Origin of the sequence: Pseudomonas sp. fls2-241-R2A-110 (genome assembly GCF_030209165.1) — a bacterium.
Classification (GTDB): Bacteria; Pseudomonadota; Gammaproteobacteria; order Pseudomonadales; family Pseudomonadaceae; genus Aquipseudomonas.
Map to the genome: position 1 here is coordinate 51,996 of NZ_JARVSN010000019.1, position 23,550 is coordinate 75,545.

Sequence of the window (23,550 nt, forward strand, 5' to 3'; positions counted from 1 at the left end):
GGGGCGCAACGACGCCTCGATGATCACTTCGCCCCCTATCAATCAAAATGACGGTGACTCTTTTGATCAGCACCACCCCTGCACTTGCCCGTGTTATCGACGGCAAAGCCATCTCTGCCCAGGTTCTCGACGAAGTTCGAGAAGAAGTTCTGGTCCTGGCCGGACAGCAGATTTACCCGGCCCTGGCCGTACTGCTCGTCGGTGAAGACCCCGCCAGCCAGGTCTATGTGCACAACAAATTGCTGCGGGCCAAGGAAGTGGGAATTCGCTCCCTTGAATACCGTCTGCCAGACGACGCCAGCCAGGCGCAAGTACTGGAACTGATTGCCCAACTGAATGCCGACGCCACGGTGAATGGCATCCTGGTGCAGTTACCCCTGCCAGGACATATCGACGAGGCGGCAGTGATTCACGCCATCGACCCGATCAAAGACGTGGACGGATTTCATCGGGAAAACGTCGGCGGCCTGGTGCAAGGCATCGAAGTCCTGACACCCTGCACGCCCAGCGGCTGCATGCGTCTGCTGCATGAAGCCTGCGGTGATTTGAGTGGTTTGCACGCGGTGGTCATCGGTCGTTCGAACATTGTCGGCAAACCCATGGCGACCCTGTTGTTGCAGGCCAACTGTTCGGTCAGCGTGGTGCACTCGCGAAGCGTCGATGCACCGGCGTTGTGCAGGTTGGCGGACATCGTGGTCGCGGCCGTGGGTCGACCTGAGTTGATCGACGCCAGCTGGCTCAAACCCGGAGCCGTGGTCATCGATGTCGGTATCAATCGCATTAGCGACGCGTCGGGAAATCGTCTGGTCGGTGATGTCGATTACGCCAGTGCGCGCACCGTTGCCAGCGCGATCACGCCGGTACCCGGTGGGGTCGGGCCGATGACCATTGCGTATCTGCTGAAGAACACCCTGATCGCCAGTCAATTGCAGCGTGCTGCTGGGCGGAATCTGGCTTGTTAGCTGATCGTTCCCATGCTCCGCGTCACCAATGCGCAAGACTCAAGTCCAACGTCTATAGCGGGACGCTGAGCGTCCCCGGCGGCATTCCCACGCAGAGCGTGGGAACGATCATCGCAAAAAAACCCGGTCAGCAATGCCAACCGGGTTTTCAGTGGTTCAAGCGAGACTACGATCAAGATCAGTGGTTATAGGCACTCTCGTTGTGCTCGGCCAAATCCAGGCCCATCTCCTCCACCGATTCGTCGGCACGCAAGCCGATCACCGCGTTGATCACCTTGAGAATGATCCAGCTGACGGCGAAGCAGTACACAGTCGTCAACAACACGCCTTTGATCTGCCCCACGACCTGGGCGCCCATGGTCACGCCTTCCACCAGTCCACCCAGGGACGGCACGCAGAACACGCCAGTCAACACCGCGCCAATCATTCCGCCGATACCGTGCAAGCCAAACACGTCGAGGCTGTCGTCATAACCGAAGCGGCGTTTCAGCACCGTAACGCTCAAATAGCAGAACACCCCGCACAACAGGCCGATGGCCAACGCGCCGCCGACGCCTACATACGCACACGCAGGCGTAATGCCGACCAAACCGGCCAAAGCACCGCTGGCCAGTCCCAAAGCACTCGGTTTGCCGACCTTGAACCACTCGGTGAACATCCAACCGAGAATCCCCGCGCAAGCACCCAGCTGGGTGTTGAGCATGACAATGCCGGAAGTGCCATTCAGGCCCCCGCCGGAACCGATGTTGAAGCCGAACCAGCCAACCCAAAGCATCGCCGCGCCGGCCATGGTCAAGCTCAAGTTGTGGGCGGGCATTGGCGTATTCTGGTAACCCTTGCGCTTGCCGAGAATCAGGCACGCGGCCAGCGCGGCAACACCAGCATTGATATGCACCGCCGTGCCGCCGGCAAAATCGAGGACACCCCAGTTATGCATCAAAGCGCCCGAACCACCCCAGACCATGTGGGCGACGGGCGCATAAACCAGGGTGAACCACAGCGCCATGAACCACAGCGCCGCAGAGAACTTCATGCGCTCGGCGAAATTTTACTCGGAATTTTTCCAAGCCAGTATTTACTTGAGCTCCAGCGGTTTTCTGCTCTACGAGAGTCCAGTAACGTCCATCAAGAGCCGACGTTTTTGTGGGGGAGAAGTAGGGGAACCCATTTCATGGCCAAAAGGAGGATCTGTGGTCGTCATGTTAGCCCTGCCACCCTCCTCCCAGCGCTTTATACAAATCAATGGTTGCCGCTCGTTCCGCCAACTGATCACTGATCAACGCTTGCTGGGCAGCGAACAGCGTCCGTTGCGCGTCCAGAAGAGTCAAAGAGCTGTCGATGCCTGTCAGGTAGCGACTTTGCGCGAGCCGATAGTATTGGGCACTCGCGCTGACCAACCCTTGTTGAGCCTCAATCTGCTGACCAAAAGTCTCGGTTGCGGCCAGCCCATCACTGACTTCTCTGAAGGCTGACTGGATGGCCTTTTCATAACGCGCCACTTGTACGTCTTTCTCGACTTGAGAGACATCCAGGTTGGCCTGCAAGCTGCCAGCATTGAAGATCGGCAGACTGATTTGTGGAAAAAAGCTCCAGGTTCCCGATCCTCCGTTGAACAGCCCGGACAACGCCTCGCTGGAGGAGCCGGCGCCCGCCGTCAGGCTGATTCGGGGGAAGAACGCAGCTCGGGCTGCGCCAATATCCGCATTGGCAGCCTTCAGCAGAAATTCGGCTTCCAATATGTCGGGGCGACGACTGAGCAAATCCGATGGCAATCCTACGGGGACCTCAGGGAAGGATTGCCGCTCCCAATCGCCGGCGACCAAATCTACCGGGAGTTCGGCCCCGATCAACAACACCAACAGGTTACGGTCTTCGGCCACCAGCCGACGATACCGGGCCATCGAACCGCGAGCGCCTTGTACCAGGGTTTGGGACTGGCTTAGCGCCAAGTCCGACGCCGTGCCCACTTCAGCGCTGCGGCGCGTCATTCGGTAGCTGTTTTCATAAGTGTCGAGTGTATCGCTGGTCAATCGCTCCAGCGCCTGATCGGCCTGCAGGGTGAGCCAGGCGCTCGCAACGCTCGCAACCAGCCCGATGTGGACTGAGCGCTGAGCCTGTTCGCTGGCCAGATAACGCTGCAATGCCTCTTGATCGAGACTACGAACACGGCCGAACAGGTCCAGTTCATAGCTTACGTTCAGCCCGACAGAGTACTGACTCTCGATTGTGGCTTTATCATCAGATGCCAGATCTGCCGGGACGCGCTGACGGCTACCGCTTCCTGCTGCCGAGACCTCAGGCAACAGATCCGCACGGCGAATGCGATAGCGCGCCTGGTAGGCCTCGACGTTCAATGTTGCGATCCTGATATCCCGATTGTTGGCCAGTGCCGTCTCGATCAAGCGATGCAACGCCGGATCGGGAAAGAATTCGGGCCAATCGAGCGCTGCCGCACTTTCATCACGCGTCAAGGGCGCCAAAGGGTAAACGGCCGGCACAGGCGCCTGTGGCTGCTGATACGCCGGAATCAGAGAGCAACCACTGAACAACAGCAAACTGAGGACTAGAACACTGAAAGGCTTGATCACGACATAACCTCCTCATGAGCGGCCGCGGCCGGTACGACAGACGATCGACGGGCGAAGAGTGACGACACCGACACATAAAAGAGCGGTACCCAGAAGATGGCCAGGATTGTCGCGGTCAGCATGCCGCCGATCACGCCTGTGCCGATGGCGTGCTGACTGCCAGAGCCTGCGCCTGCAGAGATGGCCAACGGCACGACCCCAAGGATGAACGCCAGGGATGTCATGACAATCGGGCGCAAACGCAGGCGTGCCGCTTCAATCGCCGCTTGCGTGTAGCTCATGCCCTGCTCATGCAGTTCCTTGGCGAACTCCACAATGAGGATGGCGTTCTTCGCCGCCAGCCCTACTGTCGTCAGCAGGCCCACCTGGAAGAACACGTCATTGGACAGACCGCGCAAGGTAGTGGCCAGCAATGCACCGACAACACCCAGCGGCACCACCAGCATCACGGCCAACGGGATAGACCAGCTTTCGTAAAGGGCCGCGAGACAGAGGAACACCACCAGCAGCGAGAGCGCGTACATGACGGGCGCTTGTGAACCGGACAGCTTTTCTTCATACGACAAACCCGTCCACGCCAACGCGACCCCAGGCGGCAACTGAGCAGCGATGGCCTGAGCTTCAGCCATCGCATCACCCGTGCTGTAACCCGGTGCCGGGCTACCCAATATTTCTTCCGCCGACACGCCGTTGTAACGCGCCAGCTTGGGAGCACCGAAGACCCACTCGCCGGAGGCGAAAGCGGAGAACGGCACCATTTTCCCGGCGGCGTTGCGTATGTACCATTTGTCCAGATCTTCAGGCGACATGCGAGCACTGGCCTGGCCCTGCACAAACACCTTTTTGACTCGGCCACGGTCGATGAAATCATTGACGTAGTTACCGCCGAAGGCCACGGACAACGTGGTGTTGATGTCTGTTTGTGAAACCCCCTGCGCCCTCGCCCGCCGGTCATCGATATTCAACCGATACTGCGGCTCATCGTTCAGGCCGTTGAGCCGCACCGCCGTCAGCACTTTGCTTTCAGAGGCCAGGTGCAAGAACTGATTACGCGCCTGCACCAGCACCTCGTGGCCGACACCCGCTTGGTCCTGCAGGAATAAATCGAAGCCCGAAGCATTGCCCAACTCCCGCACGGCAGGCGGTACCACGGCAAATACCATCGCATCGCGCATGCCTCTGTATTTCGCTTGAGCGCGCGCTGCCAACGCGAGCGCCGCATCCTCAGGACCGCGCTGCCCCCACGGTTTGAGCAGTACAAAGGCCATGCCCGAGCTTTGCCCGCGTCCCGCGAAGTTGAATCCATTGACGGTAAACACTGCATCCACCGCGTTGGCCTCACCGCCCTCCTCATGCGTGGCGAGCAAGTATTGACGCACGCTGTCGAGCACTTTCTGCGTGCGCTCGGCACTGGACCCAGCGGGGGTCTGCACTTGGGTAAAGATCACGCTCTGGTCTTCATCGGGCAGAAACGCGGTGGGGATGCGGTTGAACAGCAGGACCATGCCAGCAACGATCAGCAGGTAAGCCAGAAATGCCGGCGCTTTGTGCCGCAGCATCCCGGCGACGCCACGCTCGTAGCGTTGCACGCCGCGATCAAATCCACGATTGAATGCACGGAAGAAGCCGAGCCGTGCGAGCCCATGTGAGGGGTCATGCGGCTTGAGCATCGTGGCACACAAGGCAGGCGTGAACACCAGCGCGGTAAGCACCGACAGGGCCATTGCCGAGACAATGGTGAGGGAAAACTGGCGGTAGATGACACCGGTTGAACCGTCGAAGAACGCCATCGGCAACAGCACCGCCGATAACACCATGGCGATGCCGACGAGCGCGCCCTGGATTTGTTTCATGGAGCGAATCGTGGCTTCTTTCGCCGACAAATGCTCCTCTCGCATAACGCGCTCCACGTTCTCGACCACGACGATAGCGTCATCCACCAGCAGGCCGATGGCCAACACCATGCCGAACATCGACAACGTATTGATGGTGAAACCGGCGACCGCGAGGATGCCGAAAGTACCCAGTAGCACCACAGGCACGGTCAGCGTGGTGATGATGGTCGCGCGGATGTTCTGCAGGAACAGCAGCATCACCAGGAACACCAACACGATCGCCTCGCCCAAGGTATGGAACACGCCATGGATCGAGTCGCGCACGACGGGCGTGGTGTCGTAGGGGTAAACCACTTTCATACCGCGAGGGAAAAACGGTTGCAGTTGGTTGAGGGTGTCGTGGATCGCCCTGGTGGTATCCAGCGCGTTAGCCCCGGGAGCGAGCTTGATGGCGATGCCGGACGCCGGCATCCCGTTGAACTGGGCGTTGACGCTGTAGGTTTCGCCACCCAGCGCTACCTCGGCGACATCGGCCAGTCGTACTTCGGAGCCGTCAGGGTTGACCTTGAGCTGGATGTCCTTGAACTCATCCGCCGACTGCAAGCGGGTCTTGCCAATGATGGTGGCGTTGAGCTGTTGGCCCGGCAGTGCTGGCAGGCCGCCGATCTGACCGGACGACACTTGCACGTTTTGGGCTTGAATCGCACTTTTCACATCGACGGGCGTCAGGCCGAAACTGACCAGCTTCGAAGGATCGAGCCAGATCCGCATGGCGTACTGCGCGCCGAACACCTGGAAGTCACCGACACCGGAAGTACGTGCCAGCGGATCCTGCATATTGGACACCACGTAGTTGGCCAAGTCTTCGCGGGACATGCTGCCGTCTTCAGAGACAACGCCAATGACGATCAGGAAATTCTTGACCGCTTTGGTCACCCGAATGCCCTGCTGCTGCACTTCTTGCGGCAACAGGGGCGTGGCCAGGTTCAGCTTGTTCTGAACCTGAACCTGGGCAATGTCAGGGTTCGTCCCTTGGTTGAACGTAACCGTGATCGCCATGGTGCCATCAGAGTTGCTTTCCGAACTCACGTAGCGAAGGTTGTCGATGCCGTTGAGCTGTTGCTCGATGACCTGGACTACGGTGTCTTGCACAGTCTGGGCCGATGCCCCTGGGTAGGTCACCTGAATCGAGATCGCTGGCGGAGCGATGTCAGGGTATTGGTTGACGGGCAGCTTGAGGATCGCCAGCCCGCCCACCAGCATGACGATCAACGCGAGTACCCAGGCAAAAATGGGCCGATCGATAAAGAATCTGGACATGCTCAGTTACCCCCAGCCACGGCACCGGCCAACGCCGGTGCCACGTTTTGAGCGGCGGTCACGGAGACCTTCATGCCCGGCTTGACGAACTGCAGCCCTTCAGTAATCAAGCGATCCCCCGCTTCGAGGCCACGCTCTACCAGCCATTGGTTGCCCACTGTGCGATTGGCCGTCAGGGGACGCTGTTCCACGGTTCCGTCAGCGCTGACCACCAGTGCGCTGGGATTGCCCTTCAGGTCGCGAGTCACCCCTTGTTGCGGAGCGAGAATGGCGGCCTGCCGCACACCGCTCTGGAGTTTTGCCCGCACAAACATGCCCGGTAGAAGCAGATGTTCAGGGTTGGGAAACACGGCACGCAGGGTCACCGAACCGGTGGAGGGATCGACTGACACCTCAGAAAACTTCAGGCGCCCAGGCAGTCCGTACGCGCTGCCGTTCTCCAGCGCGAGAGTCACCACGGCGGCGTCCGCACCCGCGTTCTCAAGGCGGCCTTGCTTGAGATCTTCACGCAGCTTGAGCAGGTTCGCAGAGGACTCGGTGATATCGACGTAAATCGGGTCGAGCTGCTGAATGGACGCCATGGCTCCCGTTTGGCCGTTGTTCACCAGCGCCCCTTCGGTCACGCTGGAGCGGCCAATGCGGCCGGCAATCGGCGCGAGCACACGGGTGTAACGCAGGTTGATCTCGGCACGCTTGAGATCAGCCTCCGCCGTCAATTGTCGCGCCTGCGCATCTTCGAACTCTTGACGGCTCACGGCCCTTTCTCCGATCAGCTGTCGATAGCGGTCTGCGAGGGAACGGGCTTGCTGAAACGAGGCGCGGGCACGAGCTACGTCTGCTTCATACGGCGATGGATCAATGCGGTACAGCGGTTGGCCGGGTTTGACCTCGCTTCCTTCGTCGAACAAGCGCTGCTGAATGATTCCGTCCACTTGTGGCCGCACTTCAGCAACGCGAAAGGGTGCGGTACGCCCCGGCAGTTCGCTTTGCACGGTGTAAGTCTGTGATTGCAGCGTGACGACTCCAACCTGGGGCGGTTTGGCGACTTGCACGGGCGCCTCTTGCTTGCAGCCAGCCAACACGATCGACAGCGCCAGGGCGGAGACGATCAAGGGAACCGTCTGTGTATGTTTCATCGGGCATTCCTCATACTTTCGCCAGGCGATAGCAAGCCGTTGCCGGCCGAATCGGGGCGGGTTCTAAACGAAAATTTTTGTCAGTGGCCGCGGGATGCTGCTTTGACGACCGGGGTCAGTTGATGGGTGCCACTGTACGAACCCGGGCATGCGGGGAGAATCGCTGCCCTCTGCAAGGCTTCATTGCGCATTCGGCAACGCTGCTTTTACCCGAGCGGGTTATCAGGGCGGCCAGCCTCGTGCCTCGGTGGTATCGGCTGGCATTCGATTCGATCAAAGGCGACGCGCAAGGCGGTCTTGCCAACTGCACAGGACGTGCTTAGGGCGCGAGTATTTCCTGAAGAAACTCTATGAATACATTGATGCGACTGGAGCCACGGTGGTTAGGCAGATACAGCGCATTGATGCAGGTGCTTGCACTACCGGGGTTGACCTCATATTGCTCCAACACCCGAGTGAGCCGACCCGCGCTGACATCCTCACGCACCAGCCAATCGGCCAATAGCGTCACCCCGCCACCGGCCAAGGCAGCTTCGCGCAGAATGTCGGCATTGTTGCTTTGCAGCCGTCCCTGCACATTCAAGCGGATGACGTCCTCATCGCCCTGGAATGTCCAGTTGTGGTGGCCCGTGCGGTAATCAAAACGCAAACACTGATGCTCCAGCAGGTCACTGGGGTGTCGGGGCAGACCGGTTCGAGTCAGGTATTCGGGACTCGCTACAACCCAACGCTGGAAATCACCCAGCCGCTTGCTGACGATGTCATCACTGACGACCGATGAACCGAGACGCACGGACACGTCGATTTGTTCGCTGAGCAGGTCACTGACCTCGTCGCTCAGCGAGAGGCTGATTTCCAGGCCGGGATGGCGCTCAAGCAACCGCCCCAAGTGCGGAGCGATGATTCGCCGGCCAAATTCCACCGGGACGCTGACCCGCAAACGCCCTTGAGCTTCGCTGCCACGGTCGGCAACGACGGCATCGGCTTCGTCGATGGCTTCGAGGATCGCCACGGCTTTATCGAAATAGTGCTGCCCCGCCACCGTAACGCTCGTGTTGCGCGTGGTGCGATTGAGCAGGCTGGCACCCAATTCGCTTTCCAGCCCCGCGACCTGCCGCGTCACGGACGACGTGGAGATGCCGAGCTTACGCGCCGCGGACGAGTACCCCCCACAGCGCACCGTTTCGACAAACATTTTCAGCGCCAGCAACTTGTCCATGAACGGATTCCGAGATCGAAAGGTAAAGGTAGCGACTGTGCATAACCAGTCAATGAAAGTCTTGCATGGCTGTGCTCAATGGCCTGATTGATTAAGAGGCTTGCGAATCTTCAATTGATCGGATGATAATCAAAATCCATCAAATGATCGATTGATTAATAGAACAGCGTGTCGGAACAGGTCCATGCCCATCGCGTGGACCGGTCGCTCTTAACCTGCGCAGCACCAAGACGCGTACCTGAACTCGCGAAGACAACAATAAAAAGGAGATCGACGATGCAATGCCCCTGCTGTCTTTCAAAGACCCGTCGCCAACTGCTGGGCATCATGGCAGCTACCGCGGGTGGCCTGCTGGTTACCCGTTTATCACCCGCCTCGGCGGCACCGATCAAGAGAGGCGCCGATGTCCCGGTGCGATCAGTGGACATCCACGCGCATTACTACCCTGAAGATTTCTTACACCTCTTGGGAAGTGAGGGCAAAGCGTTCGGTGCAAGCTATACCCGCCAGGAGACTACTTTCAGCTTCGCCACACCGGCCGGCGGATTAGGACCATTGCCCTTGAAATTTATCGACGTGCAGGCGCGCTTGCTCGATATGGACCGCTCCGGCGTCGATGTACAGGCGCTGTCCCTTAGCGTGCCGATGGTGTACTGGGCAGATCGACAACTCAATGCCCGTCTGGCACGTGCCTGGAACGATGCCGCGTCGACTGTCCATCGCCAACATCCGCAACGTTTTGTGGTGCTGGCCACGTTGCCAATGCTGGAGGCTGACGATGCCATTGCGGAGTTGGAACGCGCAGCCGAATTACCCGGGGTTCGGGGCGTGTACATGGGCACCAACATCAACGGCCTGGACCTGGACAATCCGCTCTTCGCGCCCGTCTTTGCCCGCATTGAACAGCTGGGACTCCCGGTATTCCTGCACCCGCAACAAACGGTCGGCGGCAGCCGCCTGAGCAACTATTACTTGAGCAACCTGCTGGGTAACCCGTTCGATACCGCTATCGCGGCATCACACCTGATCCTCGGCGGAGTGTTGGATCAATACCCACAACTGCATGTGTCATTGCCTCACGCCGGTGGGGCATTGCCGATACTCGTGGGGCGTCTCGATGCCGGATGGACCTCACGTCCTGAGACTCGGCGCCTGGCCCAAAAGCCGAGCAGCTACTTGACGCGATTCAGCTATGACACCGTGTCGCATTCCGGGCCGGTGCTGGACTATCTGATCGCCAACGTCGGCATCGACCATCTGGTGCTGGGCAGCGACTACTGCTTCGATATGGGCTATGAGCAGCCGGTGCGTTTTGTCGAAAGCATAGGCCTGGGTCCCCGCGAGAAGGCGGCAGTGCTCGGCGCCAACGCAGCCAGAATCCTGGGACTCCCCGCATAGCCTTGGCAAAACTCTCGATTTCCCTTTGGCCGGTCTGACCGGCCTTTTTTTTGCGTGTCGTTCAAGACTTCTTCAAATGGTATTTGTCGTTCTGCCAGGAAATACAATCCAGTTACTAAAACCAAATTGAGTAAATACTAATTAATTAACTCATCACTGGGAAAACTTGCAGAAACATCACTTTCGGTAATATTCAATATCCAGTCTTAATATTTTTATAAACATCCTGACGACACCATAATCAGTTCCAGAAGCAAACAAAGAAACCTTGCTTTCTTTCTCACTCTTACTGGAAAACACCCTAATGAAATATGCAATGCTCGCCTCGCTCATGATGTTTAGCGTATACGCTTCAGCCCATGATGGCGCCCACAGCACTGCCTCTGCCCCTGAGCCAGAGCAGTACAATTATTCCGAACACCTGGATATTGCCAAGGTCATCGACATCACGACGGTAGAGGACACACAGAATGTTTGCGGTCCCGTGGGCGCGCACATGGTGTATGTAGATCACAAGGGCGTAACGCACGATCTGCAATATAAGATACTGAGCAGCGCCTGTCAGAATGGTTAATGTTTCAATGGACACAGGAACAAAAAAGGAGATAGCTTCGATCTGAAGCTAATCTCCTCTTTTATATTCAGCCTATAAAAACTGCACTAACACTACGATTACAGCCCACTTTCATCCCGCGAATAAATCCGATGTGAGCCACACTTTCAGACCTGGGCGATCCCCATAATTCGATTGCCCATCCTCACCCCCCAATCGCCCATGCGACTGCCTTCTGCAAGTTGTTGTTTCTGCCAGGCTAGCAGGGCTTTATCAATGTCGCCGACGTCGTCGATTGCCTGAGCCAGAGACAATGCGTTGCGCGCCGCCTTGGCCGTACTTCCGGCGGTATGAGGACGCGGCACAAAAGCGGCGTCGCCAGTCAACAGCACACGACCAAACACCATTTGCGGGACGTTGAGATCAAGGATCGCTTGCACGAAAATATCTTTGGTCTGGCGAATCAGTTCCCGAAAAGCCGGGTTCGCCTGCCGCTCCCCCATTCCCCGTATGTAAGCATCCTGCCCGGTGGCCAAGGCCCCAGGTGGAATGGAGTGACTACGCCGATGGCCATCGCTGTCAGTGAGCACAGCGTCCAGTTCCGCCCCTTGCGCAGCTTTCAAGTACCACAGCCAATTGAACCGACGCTCGCCAGGATTAACGGAGCCATTCACACTCGGCACCATGTATTCCAGCATCAGCGATTCAGGGTCTTGTTGAAAAACAAAGTCCTCGTAAAGCTGCGTTTTGGCGAAGTCTGGAAGTTGCTCTTCATCGACAAGCCCACGCCACACCACATACCCCGAATACGTGGGTTCTGCCTCAGGCAACACCACGCTTCGCACGGTTGAGCCCGCGCCATCAGCGCCAATCAGCAGATCGGCCTCGGCCGTGCTGCCATCGGCAAAAATCGCAGTCACTCGGCGCTCATTCTGAGTCAGATCCACCAGCGTCTTGCCACGGTGATAATGCTCGGCAGGAAATGCAGAAAACAATGAGCTGTACAGTGTGTTCCAGGACGTCTGGGTTTGCGGCATCGGCTCTTTATGCATGACGCTACCGGCTTGATCCAGATAGAGACGATCATGGGACCGAACGCCGAGCGCACCTGCCGGATGAATGCCCGCAAAGCGAAAATGGTGCAGGACTTCTGCTTGCAGAACGATACCCCCACCTCGGCTATCCATCGCCGCCGGGGATCGCTCGTAAATATCGACCTGCCACCCAATCGCACGTAATGCCGTGGCGGCGAACAGCCCTCCCAGGGAACCACCAATGACCAAGGCCTTCGGAACGCCTGAACTCTTCATTACCTTTCTCCTCGTTGCGTGGTGATTCCCCAAACTCCGGTTTACCGTTGCGTTATGCCAACACCGGATAGTCGATGTACCCCTTGGCGTCGCCGCCAAAAAAGCTGTTGCCGTCGGCCACGTTGAGTTCGTTGCGACCGCGCAAACGAGCCGGCAAGTCGGGGTTGGCAATAAACGGGCGACCAAAAGCGATAAGGTCCGCACGGCCCTGTGCGATGGCCTGTTCGGCCGTTTCGCCGGAATAACCACCCGCCAGCATCAGAACACCGTGGAAGTCACTACGCAGCTGCTTGATGATCGCGTCCCAGCGTGGATCGTTACTTTCATCGAGCACTGTGCCGACCATCATCGGTTCTACCAGGTGCAGGTAAGCGAGATTCCAGTGATTGAGCCGGGATGCAATGTAGCCAAAGGTTTGCTCCGGGGTGTCATCGCCCATCCCCATGAAACGTCCCATCGGTGTCAGGCGCACAGCAACGCGCTCGGCACCGACTTCCGCGGTCACGGCTTCCACGACTTCGAGCAGTAACCGCGCACGGTTTTCGATACTTCCACCGTAGCGATCACTGCGCTGATTGCTGGCGCTGTTGATGAATTGGTCGAGCAGGTAGCCATTGCCCGCGTGAATTTCCACACCGTCCATGCCGGCCAGCATCGCGTTGCGAGCGGCCTTGCGGAAGTCGGCAACGATCGCTTCGATCCCTGGAATGTCCAGTGCCTGAGGGACAGGTACATCGCCCCAGACGCCCTCGCCTTGTTCATTCAGGATAAAAGTCTTGCCGGGCACCGGCTGCGCGGTCGGCGCCACCGGCAAGCCGCCGTTGGGCTGGAACACCGGGTGCGACACTCGCCCCACATGCCAGAGCTGCAGGAAAATCCGCCCGCCTTCTGCGTGCACAGCCTCGCTGACAGCCTTCCAGCCCTGAATCTGCTCGTCGCTATGGATGCCGGGCGTCCAGGCGTAACCCTGGCCCTGCTGCGAAATCTGCGTAGCCTCGGTAATGATCAATGCGGCACTGGCACGCTGACGGTAGTACTCGACGTTCATCGAGGTCGGTACGTTGCCCGGTTGTCCCGCCCGCGAGCGAGTCAGAGGCGCCATGGCGACACGGTGATTGAGAGTGAATTGACCAAGTTTGATCGGGCTGAACAAGTGATGAGTCATGATGATTTCCTGAATGGATAGGGATTGAACAAACGCCTTAAGCGGCTTGGCTTCGTTTCAGTATCTGGATCATTATTTCGATGGGCTGGGCGCCACTGATCACGTCATCCGCGATCTGAATACTCGGCACCGAGCGCACACCGGACGCCTTGGTTTTGGCTTCGAGTTTCAAGACTTCAGCCATGCCTTCATCGGCCTTGAGAAAGTCGACAATGGCCGCTCGGTCCTGCCCGGTTTCGGCAGCGATGTCGGCCAGCACAGCGAGGTCGCCGATATCCCGTCCCTCGCCGAAGTACGCCTTGAAAATGGCCTTGACCAGCGGGGACGCGTCTCGGCCCGCCTGCTGTTCGCGCCATACCAACCGATGCGCGGCCAGGGTGTTGGGCGTTTTTTTGACGTGCTCATAATCGAACTCAAGACCGACGGCCTTACCGGCGTGGGTGACCTGTGCGTCCATGGCCTGGCTACGCGCCCAACTGCCGAATTTTCCAGAGCGATAGGCTTTGCGATCCATGCCTTGAACAGGCATGTCCGGGTTCAACTGATAAGGCAGGAAACTGATTGGGCGGTCCGTTGATAAATCCGAAGCGGCAAGAGCGCGTTCAAGATTTTCCTCACCGATCCAGCACCATGGGCAGATGAAGTCGTAAGTCACCTGAATTTCGGATGCGTGCAAACTCATGACGGTCTCCGTGGTTGAATGTTTCACCCCCCCAAGGTAGGTGCCGGAGCGCCGTCAGAGAATCCACCCGCTGCACAACGTTGCTTTTCGCAAAACGCAACGATGAGCCGATCACGCCTTGGATTGACGTTGCGACTTGAGTAATTCGGTGAGGAAATCAATGAACGCATTGATACGTTTCGAGCCGCGGTGATTGGGCAGGTACAGCGCCGAGATCGCCGAACTGGCACTGTTCGGATTGACGACAAAAGCGTCGAACAAGGACGTGAGGCGACCACCGTCGATGTCGTCATTGACCAGCCAATCGGGCAACAACGCCACCCCGCACCCGGCCAGTACCACTTCGCGCAGGACCTCGGCATTGTTGCTCTTGAATTGCCCTTCGACGGGCACGCGCAGCTCTTGGTCCTGCTCTGAAAATGTCCAGAACTGCTGCGGCGCGCCATAGTTGAAGCACATGCACTCGTGTTGCATGAGGTCCATGGGCTGGTCGGGAAATCCTCGAGCATTCAGGTATTCGGCGCTGGCGACGACTCGGCGTCGAAAGCTGCCGATGCAGCGGCTGACCAGCGTTTCCATCGCTGCTGGCGACCCCATCCGGATCGATAGATCGATGCGTTCGCCGAGCAAATCGACGATCTCGTCTGACAGCGTCATATCCAGTGCGAGCAGTGGATAGCGCGCTAAAAGCTCGCCGATGTGGGGGGCAATGAGACGGTGACCCAACGCCACGGGCACCGAGATGCGCAACTGTCCCGCAGGCACTTCACCGCGGTCCGAGACTGACTCATCCGCGTCAGCCATGGCACTCAGAATATCCCGGCTTTTCAGGTAGTACACACCCCCGGCATCCGTCAACGTGACTTGCCGGGTAGACCGATTCAGCAGCACTGCACCCAGGTCACCCTCAAGCCTGTCGATCATTCTGGTCACTGAAGAGGTCGCCAGATTGAGTTGCCTGGCGGCAGACGAAAAGCCCTTGGAATCTACCGACTGGATGAACATTTTCAGTGCGAGCAGCTTGTCCATGAAACCCCTTCAGCAGCATCGGTACGATCCTTGAGGGTCTATCTTTGGGCATGGGCGCACGCTGCGCGAGTTAACGGTTGTTAATTCTGCTGCCGTTGCGCCTGGCGCAATGTAGCGTTGCGCCCTGATGGGGTACTCCATCACAACTGCCCTCTCTAAGCTCACGCCATGGAAAATCGCCGTACGCCAATCGCACGCGGTGGATTGAAAAATCTGTCGTTAATTCAGCTCGAGAGGTAAGGCGATGAAGCGCAAGACAATCATCGGTGCCGTTCTGGCAATCGGCGTCGTGGGATTAGGGTTTGCGTTCTGGATGATGTGGAGGCCGGAAATTGCCACGGTCAGCCAGCCCTTGAATGCCGCTCGAGAAACCCTGGACAGAGGCCGCCGCGTCGTCGAAGCGGGAGACTGTGCGGTCTGCCACACACGGCCAGGGGGCGCCTACATGGCCGGCGGTTTGCCGCTGGTAACGCCTTTCGGCACCCTCTTCACCACCAACATCACCCCAGACCCGGAATCCGGTATCGGAAAGTGGTCGCTGGACGCCTTTGAACGGGCCATGCGTGAAGGCATCGCGCGTGACGGTCATTTCCTCTATCCGGCCTTCCCCTACGTGCATTATCGAAAGATGAGCGATGCCGATATTTCCGACGCCTATGCCTACCTGATGAGCGTGGACCCGATCAAATACACCGCGCCGCAAAACCACATGGTCTTCCCCATGAACTTCCGTCCGCTGGTGTCTTTCTGGAACTTGCTGTTTCTGCATGGGGATCCGCTGGAGCCACTTCCCAACCGGTCAGCACAATGGAACCGCGGACGCTATCTGGTCGAAGGAGCGGGACACTGTTCATCCTGCCATTCGCCCTTGAATCTGATTGGTGGAGAGAAAGGCAGCGAACTGTTCAACGGTGGCGTCGTCGACGGCTGGACCGCTCCTGCCCTGCGTGGAATGACCGAGGCGCAACACCCCTGGAATGAAGCCCAGTTGGTTGCCTATCTGACGGGCGAGGTCGCCGAAGGACACGGCGCAGCGGCGGGCCCGATGTTGCCGGTCAGCCTGAGCATCGCGCAATTGTCAGCGGAAGACGCCCATGCCATCGCGCAGTACATTCTTGACCTCAAGAAAACCTCATCGGATGCCCCATCGCCGCCCTGCACCTCTGGGGTCAAGCCCAGCGCCAGGGCGCTTCTGGGCGCCTCATTGTTCGACGGGGCCTGCGCGAGTTGCCACGGCAGCTCGGCACCGATGCGCGTCGTTGAATCGCGGCCGGCGCTGGCGAACACCTCGGCGGTGATGGCGGACTCGCCACGCAATTTGATCCAGACCATCCTGCAGGGCATCCCGATGTCCAGCGCCGCATCCAGCCACTACATGCCTGCCTTCGCCCCTAGCCTGGACGACACCCATGTGGCTGCACTTGCCGAGTACTTGCGCAACGAGAGCTGTGCGAACCGACCCTGGACGGATCTCGACAAGACCATCAAAAGCATTCGGGCTCAGGAGCAGCAACCGTGATCACACTCGACATCAACGGCAAGACTCACGAACTGGACATCGCGGACGACATGCCTCTGCTGTATGCCTTGCGCAACCAGGTGGGGCTCAATGGCGCCAAATACGGCTGCGGCCTGGGTCAATGCGGCGCCTGCACTGTGTTAGTGAATGACAAACCAGTGTTTTCCTGCCTGACGCCGTGCGGCGCGCTGGCGGGTAAATCGGTACGCACCGTCGAGAGCCTGGGCAGCGCCGACCATCCGGGGCCGTTGCAGAAAGCCTTCATCGACGAACAGGCCGCCCAGTGTGGTTATTGCATCGCGGGAATGATCGTACGGGCACAGGCGCTGCTGGAGGCCAACCCTCATCCAGACGATGAAACGATCCTCCGCCACATGGCGCCCAACTTGTGCCGCTGCGGCACCCATGTGCGGATTCTCGCGGCAATCAAGTCGGTTGTCGCGCAGGGAGGCAAGGTATGAAAACTCCCGCGCAAAACGTCAATCTGAGCCGCCGTGCCTTCGTGATAAACGGGGCATTGGTGATGGGATTCGCGATGCTTCCGGGCATTCCCCGCGCCTTCGCCGACACCGAAGTGGACACCTTGGGGACGGCAATCCTGGCACCCGATCTGCCCGGCAGCCTGCGGGCCACGCCCTATCTGGACGCCTGGATACGCATTGATGCGAAAGATGGCATCACCGTCTACACCGGCAAAGTGGAGCTGGGCACTGGCGTCAAAACTGCACTCCTGCAGATCGCCGCCGAACGCCTGGAGGTCTCACCTGGGCTCATCCGTTTTCTCACTGCCGACACCGCACTGACACCCAATGAAGGGTATACCGCCGGCAGCCATACGATCGTCGACAGCGGCACCGCGCTGTTCAACGCGGCGGCCCAGGTTCGTCAGTTGTTACTCGAGTCCGCGGCACGCCAATGGCAGCTCACTATCGACAGCCTGACCACGCGGGACGCGGTGATCTACGATGCACAAGGCCGCAGCATGACCTACGCACAAGCCGTGGTAGGCGTTCAACTGCATCGCTTTGCATCGGCCAACTCGCCCTTCAAGCCAGCCAGCAGTTTCACTCTGATCGGCAAATCATTGCCTCGACTGGACATCCCGGCCAAAGTCAGCGGCGGTGCGGCCTATGTGCAGGACATGCGCCTGCCCGATATGCTGCACGCCCGTGTGATTCGCCCACCCCGGCGCGGCAGTCAGCTTCTGGACATTGACGAGACCGCCCTCAGGAAACTCCCCGGCGCGGTGAAACTGATCCGCAACGGCAGCTACCTCGCCGTGGTCGCCACCGATGAATGGCTGGCGATCAAAGCGATGCGCGAGGGCTACGCCACGGCCCGCTGGACAGCAGGTAACCCGCTACCTGACTCGACGCATATCCATCAACTGCTCACCGAATTGCCGGCGCGGCGCTACCCGGTGAGCGCCAAGGGTGACCTCCCGAAACCGGTGCCGAGTGCCTACAAGGCCCGGGTGACCAAGCAATACTTAATGCACGGCTCCATCGGGCCCTCCTGCGCAGTGGCCTGGTTCAAGGATGGAACACTGACCGTCTGGACCCACACGCAAGGTGTGTATCCGTTGCGCGCGGGCATCGCCGAGATGGTCGGCCTGCCGGTGGCTCAGGTGCGTTGCATCCACGCTGAAGGCTCCGGTTGCTACGGCCACAACGGCGCCGATGACGCTGCCGCCGATGCCGCGCTGATCGCCATGGCCGTCCCCGGCAAGCCGATTCGGGTGCAATGGATGCGCGAACAGGAAAATCTCTGGGAGCCCTACAGCTCGGCCATGCTTGCCGAAGTGGAAGCGGGACTGGACGACGGCGGGCGGCTTCGTGACTGGAAATACGAACTCTGGAGTACTCCGCACAACGAACGTATCGTCAATGCCGGGCGCCTGTTGCCGGCGTGGCTGTTGGCCAACCCCTTCACCCCAGCGCCTTCGGTCCCGATCGCACAGCCAGAAGGTGACGGCGACCGCAATGCCGTTCCGTTGTATGAGATACCCAACCTGAAGGTCGATATGAACTTTGTGCTGACCATGCCATTCAGGACCTCGGCCATGCGTTCGCTCGGTGCCCATATCAACGTGTTCGCCATCGAGAGCACCGTCGATGAACTGGCGACTCGGGCTGCCGTGGACCCGGTGCAATTTCGCCTCAATCACTTGAGCGATCCGCGAGCACGGGCGGTGGTCGAGCGCGTGGCCGCAGAGTTTCGCTGGCCGCAAAAAGCAACAGGGCCCGGCAGCGGAATCGGCTTCGCCTTCGCCCGCTACAAAAACATCATGGGTTACTGCGCGATTGCCGTGCAGTTGCATGTGCAGCGCCAGACCGGGCAGGTGACGATTGATCGCGTTGTCGCCGCCGTCGACGTGGGGCAAATTGTCAGCCCCGACGGCCTGCTCAATCAGGTCCAGGGCGGCATCGTGCAGTCCGCCAGTTGGACGCTCTATGAACGAATCCTCTATGACGCCAGTGGCATGCACAGCTTCGACTGGAGCGGCTATCCGATCATGCGTTTTCCGGATGTGCCGCAACAGGTCGAGGTCCACATGATTGATCAGCCGGATCAGCCATTTCTTGGCGCTGCGGAAATCGTCCAGGGCCCCATGGCCGCAGCGTTGGGCAATGCCATCAACGATGCCACCGGCAAGCGCTTGCTGGATCTGCCGCTGGCGCGACGTGGCTGGCAGGATGCACTGGGCTCATGATCGATCCGGGCGGTGTCGACGTTATGCCCTTATTACTTGGCGAGCAGGGCTGACGTCGCTGTCCAAAGTGCTTGGCAGGCGGCGGCGTTGTCGGCTGGAGGCGTCGGCCGTATGGGCTTTGCGTCCTTCACCGAAAAGTAGCCGCCCGATGCCGGAGAAAGGTCTGAATAGGTAGCCAGGCGTACGATGATGTCCGCGCCACGTTGCGGATCACCGATGTCCAACCAGTTGAGCGTCCTCCTTCGGATGGTCGAGGCACCCTTTTGAATGTGAGCCATCAAGGCCGGGCCAGAATCCGCCAGGCTATTGTTCACAAGGGCGACGTTTTTCGGCAGCGTATCGACGACTGGAACGATGAGGATCTGGAACAGCTGACGCAGCTGCTGCGTCGATTCAATGGACTATCAGCGTGACGGAATAAAAAAAGGCGGTGAAGGATCACTTGCACCGCCCTACCCCAACTAAGGGAAATGTTGCTCTTCTATAAAACACGCCGTTGGAAGAGAACGACATGTACACGCAGCACTCGTTAAAGTGCTGCCTGTCAGTTACAGCGGCCAGTCACACACGACCGGACCGCCGAATACGTTTTTGATATCTGGATATCAGTTACGAAGCGGCCTCGATCAAAAAACTAAAACAACGCCAATTGGTAATTGATAATCACGCGATTCTCGTCTTGTTGACGGGCATTAGGAATATTGTTGCGCACCATTGCATTTTTCCACATCACGCCAACGCCTTTTAAGGGCCCCGATTGCACGACATAGGCCAGCGTAATATCTCGTTCCCATTCACTGGAATTGCTGGAAGCAACAGTATTGATATCATCGCCTTTAACGTATACAACCCCCGCCGTCGCACCGGGCAAGCCCAGTTTTGCAAAGTCATAAGAGTAGCGGGCTTGCCATGACTTCTCGCCGGCACGAACGAACTTTTGAACCTGCATTTCCGTAATGGTATAGGTGGTCGGCCCATCGCCCTGGTTCAAATAGGGAAAGTCACTTTTCCCATCACTGACTTCATAGCCTGCGCCAAAAGTGTGACCCGCAACCGCGTAGGTAAATAATCCACTGTACAGATCATTGTCGACTTTGCCCTTTAACGTATTACCGCCGTAGTAGCCTGTCGTGAAGTACGCCGGGTCATGGCCGTTTGCACCATCATCCCTGCTATTAAAGTACCGAAAATCGCTGGTCAGTACGCCAGGACCAATTGCCCAGTTGTGAATCAGGCCGAGAAAATTCTGCTTATAAAAATCTTTCAGATTGCCGTAATAGTATTGCAAGGTTAGATCTTTGGTCAGTTTGTAATCGCCACCGGCGTAGGTGAATTTATTACTGAAGCGCCCCGTGACCGCATTATTCGCACCCGCGATGGACATGTTTTCATTGTTGCTGGAGTTACGCCCCTTCACCTCATCAATTTGGCCTCCCACCAACGTCAGATCTTTGATATCTGTCGAAGTAACCTGGGTTCCTTGCCAGGTTTGCGGCAATAATCTTCCATCATTACTGAAGATCACCGGCAGTTTCGGGACCAACGTTCCCAGCTTCAGCTCGGTCTTGGATATTTTTACTTTGCCGGTCAATCCCAGGTTGGAAAATTCGTCAACAGCATGGTTGCCGTCGCTTGGAAATACGATGCCACCGTAGTTTGTCCCCGTTGGGTTGCCATGCTTGCCAGTACTAGAATCCAGCTTGACACCCAACATGCCCAACGCGTCAACACCGAAACCTACTGGCCCCGGGGTGTAACCTGAGATAAATTCGAGCTGAAAGGCTTGTCCCCACTCAGCTTGATAACTCTGGTTAGCGGCTTTCTGAGCAGGTGTTGCCGAGTCTCGGTAATCACTATTAATATAAAAGTTACGCAGTTTAAGCGCAGCTTTACTGTCATCGATAAAACCCGCCGCATGGGCTTGCTGCGCCAATACACACAGGGCGGCTGCAACAGTCAAAGTACATTTCATTGTTTTTGCACCAAAGTTGAGATTATTATTTTTGTCTAAACTATTCAGCGACTTTCAGGCGCAGGTATTCACATCAGCTGCACTTTCATGCAGCAACTAGTTAACGTGAACAGTAATAACCCGAACTAATCAGCTTTCAGCTGCGCATTCCACGTGGCTGGCGTACCCAGTTCAGAATCGACCAGCTGATTATCGAATCGATTGCGCTCACCGATGGCACTGACCGAGCGATCGGTAATGGAGAACCAAAAGATCCCGACAAATGCCACGGCCATGGAAAACAAGGCCGGATATTCGTATGGGAACCAGGCTTGCGGATTATGGAGAATCTTGACCCAAACGGTTGGGCTAAGAATGCAAAGCGTAATGGCTGATAGCAGCCCCAGCGATCCGCCAATTACGGCGCCTCGTGTCGTCAGGCCTTTCCAGTAAATCGACAATAACAGCACGGGGAAATTGGAACTTGCGGCGATGGAGAACGTTAAGCTCACAATAAATGCGATGTTCTGTTTTTCAAAAGCAATGGCCAATAGAATCGACAACACACCCAGCACGATGGTTGTAACGCGAGAGACGCGCATCTCTTCACGGTCGCTGGCGGTGCCCCGGCGCAAGGCATGTGCGTAGAGGTCATGTGAAACAGCAGACGAGCCTGCAAGGGTAAGCCCTGCCACCACCGCCAATATCGTCGAGAACGATACAGCACACATAAACCCAAGGAAAACATTGCCGCCAACGTTGTGTGCGAGGTGAATCGCAACCATATTAACGCCGCCCAATATGCCACCTGATGCATCGTGATAATCGGGATTGCTGGCAACCAGGGCGATGGTGCCGAAGCCGATAATAACGATCAGGGCATAACCAATGCCGACCAGACCGGTGGCATAAAGGATACTTTGGCGCGCAGCCTTGACGTTACCGACAGTGAAAAACCGCATGAGAATATGTGGAAGGCCCGCCGTGCCGAAGACTAACGCCAATCCCAGGGAAATCGCAGACACCGGGTCGGTGATCAAACCACCTGGGCTCATGATTGCAACATGGGAAGGATGCACCTGGGTCGCTTGAGTAAACAGCTGGTTCAGGCTGAATCCGAATTGAGACAGCACCATGAAAGCCATAAAGACGCAGCCGGTCAGCAGCAATACGGCCTTGATAATCTGAATCCAGGTGGTTGCTAACATCCCGCCAAAGAAAACATAAATCACCATCAGCGTGCCCACGAGAAGCACCGCCGCGGTGTAATCAAAACCAAACAGCAACTCCACCAGTTTCCCGGCACCTACCAGTTGAGAAACCAGGTAAAGCAACACGATCACAATGGAACTGGAGGCCGAAAATGCTCGAATGGGTCGCTGTTTCAGCCGATAGGACAGTACGTCTGCCAGGGTATAGCGCCCCAGATTTCGCAATGGCTCCGCAATCAGAAACAGAATGATCGGCCAACTGGCAAGGAAGCCGATCGAGTAAATCAGACCATCAAATCCACTGGTGAAAACCAAGGCGGAGATACCCAGCAAAGACGCTGCGGACATATAGTCGCCCGCGATAGCCCACCCATTCTGGAAGCCGGTAATTTTTCCTCCTGCGGCATAGTGATCCGCGACGCTATTGTTTTTGCGTGCCGCCCACCGTGTGACGAACAGAGTGAAAATAACGAACGCCAAGAACAGGCCGATGGCAATGGGATTATGTTTTTGTACGGCAACAGGGGCGTCGGCCGCGTATACCGTTACCGAAGCAAGCATGGCGGAGATTGCAATAAGTAGACGCTTCATTTGTTGAAGCTCCTGATAATTGTTTTTATTTTAGGGTCGTAGCAGGTGTTAGTGCGCCAGACATAGACAGCCACGAGGAGAGTCGTGAAAGCGAGCATTCCAAAACCGATTGGCACGCCCCACGTCATCGGCTGCCCTACTGTGATAGGCGTACCCAAACGGGCAGGTATAAAGGCCAGGGAAAGAATAAAACCAAAATAGACAGTGAGCATAAGCGCCGTCATGCTCCACGAAAATAATCGGCGCTGTTTTACCAAAGCTCGAAACTCTGGATTTACGAGAATCGGATTTTGAATAGTGTCGTCAACCCGTTCAGCGGGCATGGTCGGGCCACCGTCTTGCGGATATGCATGTTCCATGGTGATCTC

The 23,550-nt window shown here is 57.7% G+C and carries 17 protein-coding genes and 1 pseudogene; 6 read left to right on the forward strand and 12 right to left on the reverse strand.

What is annotated here, in order from left to right; all coding sequences use genetic code 11:
* Positions 1-62 precede the first annotated feature (62 nt).
* Positions 63-962, forward strand: a complete 900-nt coding sequence (locus tag QRN31_RS16060; protein WP_285433049.1) for a bifunctional 5,10-methylenetetrahydrofolate dehydrogenase/5,10-methenyltetrahydrofolate cyclohydrolase — start codon at positions 63-65, stop codon at positions 960-962.
* 178 nt (positions 963-1,140) lie between these two features.
* Here the strand turns inward: QRN31_RS16060 and QRN31_RS16065 are convergent.
* The 5 genes and pseudogenes from QRN31_RS16065 to QRN31_RS16085 form a co-directional block, all read right to left on the reverse strand.
* Positions 1,141-2,007, reverse strand: a pseudogene (locus QRN31_RS16065) (ammonium transporter); the annotation flags it as partial.
* Between the two features lie 157 nt (positions 2,008-2,164).
* The gene (locus tag QRN31_RS16070) at positions 2,165-3,550 is read right to left on the reverse strand and encodes an efflux transporter outer membrane subunit (protein ID WP_285433050.1); all 1,386 of its coding nucleotides are present in this window, start codon (positions 3,548-3,550) and stop codon (positions 2,165-2,167) included.
* Positions 3,547-6,705, reverse strand: coding sequence for an efflux RND transporter permease subunit (locus QRN31_RS16075; RefSeq protein ID WP_285433051.1), 3,159 nt, complete (start codon positions 6,703-6,705; stop codon positions 3,547-3,549). The genes QRN31_RS16070 and QRN31_RS16075 overlap by 4 nt, the downstream gene beginning before the upstream one ends.
* 2 nt (positions 6,706-6,707) lie before the next feature.
* Entirely contained in the window at positions 6,708-7,841 is a 1,134-nt protein-coding gene (locus tag QRN31_RS16080; RefSeq protein WP_285433052.1) for an efflux RND transporter periplasmic adaptor subunit, read from the reverse strand.
* A 319-nt stretch (positions 7,842-8,160) separates the two neighbouring features.
* Entirely contained in the window at positions 8,161-9,060 is a 900-nt protein-coding gene (locus QRN31_RS16085) for a LysR family transcriptional regulator (protein ID WP_285433053.1), read from the reverse strand.
* 276 nt (positions 9,061-9,336) lie between these two features.
* Here QRN31_RS16085 and QRN31_RS16090 point away from each other — a divergent pair, with 276 nt between their 5' ends.
* Positions 9,337-10,458, forward strand: coding sequence for an amidohydrolase family protein (locus QRN31_RS16090; protein ID WP_285433054.1), 1,122 nt, complete (start codon positions 9,337-9,339; stop codon positions 10,456-10,458).
* 304 nt (positions 10,459-10,762) lie between these two features.
* Complete coding sequence (locus QRN31_RS16095) at positions 10,763-11,032, forward strand: DUF2790 domain-containing protein (RefSeq protein WP_285433055.1); 270 nt, start codon at positions 10,763-10,765, stop codon at positions 11,030-11,032.
* A gap of 146 nt (positions 11,033-11,178) precedes the next feature.
* On the opposite strand, the gene QRN31_RS16100 is transcribed toward QRN31_RS16095, so the two are convergent.
* The 4 genes from QRN31_RS16100 to QRN31_RS16115 form a co-directional block, all read right to left on the reverse strand.
* Positions 11,179-12,321: an FAD binding domain-containing protein gene (locus QRN31_RS16100; RefSeq protein ID WP_285433056.1), complete on the reverse strand. Its 1,143-nt coding sequence runs from the start codon at positions 12,319-12,321 to the stop codon at positions 11,179-11,181.
* A 52-nt stretch (positions 12,322-12,373) separates the two neighbouring features.
* Positions 12,374-13,486 carry an alkene reductase gene (locus tag QRN31_RS16105; RefSeq protein ID WP_285433057.1) on the reverse strand — a complete coding sequence of 371 codons (1,113 nt, stop codon included), beginning with the start codon at positions 13,484-13,486 and terminating at the stop codon, positions 12,374-12,376.
* Between the two features lie 37 nt (positions 13,487-13,523).
* Positions 13,524-14,168 (reverse strand): DsbA family oxidoreductase, encoded by a 645-nt coding sequence (locus QRN31_RS16110; RefSeq protein ID WP_285433058.1) that lies wholly within the window; start codon positions 14,166-14,168, stop codon positions 13,524-13,526.
* Between the two features lie 111 nt (positions 14,169-14,279).
* Positions 14,280-15,197, reverse strand: a complete 918-nt coding sequence (locus tag QRN31_RS16115; RefSeq protein WP_285433059.1) for a LysR family transcriptional regulator — start codon at positions 15,195-15,197, stop codon at positions 14,280-14,282.
* A gap of 244 nt (positions 15,198-15,441) precedes the next feature.
* Here QRN31_RS16115 and QRN31_RS16120 point away from each other — a divergent pair, with 244 nt between their 5' ends.
* The 3 genes from QRN31_RS16120 to QRN31_RS16130 are packed head-to-tail and all read left to right on the forward strand — an operon-like array spanning position 15,442 to position 19,429.
* Positions 15,442-16,716: a c-type cytochrome gene (locus QRN31_RS16120; RefSeq protein WP_285433060.1), complete on the forward strand. Its 1,275-nt coding sequence runs from the start codon at positions 15,442-15,444 to the stop codon at positions 16,714-16,716.
* Positions 16,713-17,177 (forward strand): (2Fe-2S)-binding protein, encoded by a 465-nt coding sequence (locus tag QRN31_RS16125; protein ID WP_285433061.1) that lies wholly within the window; start codon positions 16,713-16,715, stop codon positions 17,175-17,177. The genes QRN31_RS16120 and QRN31_RS16125 overlap by 4 nt, the downstream gene beginning before the upstream one ends.
* Positions 17,174-19,429, forward strand: a complete 2,256-nt coding sequence (locus QRN31_RS16130) for a xanthine dehydrogenase family protein molybdopterin-binding subunit (protein ID WP_285433062.1) — start codon at positions 17,174-17,176, stop codon at positions 19,427-19,429. Before QRN31_RS16125 ends, QRN31_RS16130 begins: the two co-directional genes overlap by 4 nt.
* Positions 19,430-20,063: 634 nt before the next feature.
* On the opposite strand, the gene QRN31_RS16135 is transcribed toward QRN31_RS16130, so the two are convergent.
* From QRN31_RS16135 to QRN31_RS16145, 3 genes are all read right to left on the reverse strand, one after another.
* Positions 20,064-21,401, reverse strand: coding sequence for an OprD family porin (locus tag QRN31_RS16135; protein ID WP_285433063.1), 1,338 nt, complete (start codon positions 21,399-21,401; stop codon positions 20,064-20,066).
* Positions 21,402-21,526: 125 nt separating this feature from the next.
* Positions 21,527-23,182, reverse strand: coding sequence for a cation acetate symporter (locus tag QRN31_RS16140; RefSeq protein ID WP_285433064.1), 1,656 nt, complete (start codon positions 23,180-23,182; stop codon positions 21,527-21,529).
* Positions 23,179-23,541 carry a DUF485 domain-containing protein gene (locus QRN31_RS16145; RefSeq protein WP_285433065.1) on the reverse strand — a complete coding sequence of 121 codons (363 nt, stop codon included), beginning with the start codon at positions 23,539-23,541 and terminating at the stop codon, positions 23,179-23,181. The genes QRN31_RS16140 and QRN31_RS16145 overlap by 4 nt, the downstream gene beginning before the upstream one ends.
* Between the last annotated feature and the right edge of the window lie 9 nt (positions 23,542-23,550).

Coding starts and splice junctions, on each gene's coding strand:
- QRN31_RS16075 (WP_285433051.1), bottom strand. CDS start 6,705: ATGTCCAGATTCTTTATCGATCGGCCCATTTTTGCCTGGGTACTCGCG.
- QRN31_RS16080 (WP_285433052.1), bottom strand. CDS start 7,841: ATGAAACATACACAGACGGTTCCCTTGATCGTCTCCGCCCTGGCGCTG.
- QRN31_RS16085 (WP_285433053.1), bottom strand. CDS start 9,060: ATGGACAAGTTGCTGGCGCTGAAAATGTTTGTCGAAACGGTGCGCTGT.
- QRN31_RS16090 (WP_285433054.1), top strand. CDS start 9,337: ATGCAATGCCCCTGCTGTCTTTCAAAGACCCGTCGCCAACTGCTGGGC.
- QRN31_RS16095 (WP_285433055.1), top strand. CDS start 10,763: ATGAAATATGCAATGCTCGCCTCGCTCATGATGTTTAGCGTATACGCT.
- QRN31_RS16100 (WP_285433056.1), bottom strand. CDS start 12,321: ATGAAGAGTTCAGGCGTTCCGAAGGCCTTGGTCATTGGTGGTTCCCTG.
- QRN31_RS16105 (WP_285433057.1), bottom strand. CDS start 13,486: ATGACTCATCACTTGTTCAGCCCGATCAAACTTGGTCAATTCACTCTC.
- QRN31_RS16110 (WP_285433058.1), bottom strand. CDS start 14,168: ATGAGTTTGCACGCATCCGAAATTCAGGTGACTTACGACTTCATCTGC.
- QRN31_RS16115 (WP_285433059.1), bottom strand. CDS start 15,197: ATGGACAAGCTGCTCGCACTGAAAATGTTCATCCAGTCGGTAGATTCC.
- QRN31_RS16120 (WP_285433060.1), top strand. CDS start 15,442: ATGAAGCGCAAGACAATCATCGGTGCCGTTCTGGCAATCGGCGTCGTG.
- QRN31_RS16130 (WP_285433062.1), top strand. CDS start 17,174: ATGAAAACTCCCGCGCAAAACGTCAATCTGAGCCGCCGTGCCTTCGTG.
- QRN31_RS16135 (WP_285433063.1), bottom strand. CDS start 21,401: ATGAAATGTACTTTGACTGTTGCAGCCGCCCTGTGTGTATTGGCGCAG.
- QRN31_RS16140 (WP_285433064.1), bottom strand. CDS start 23,182: ATGAAGCGTCTACTTATTGCAATCTCCGCCATGCTTGCTTCGGTAACG.
- QRN31_RS16145 (WP_285433065.1), bottom strand. CDS start 23,541: ATGGAACATGCATATCCGCAAGACGGTGGCCCGACCATGCCCGCTGAA.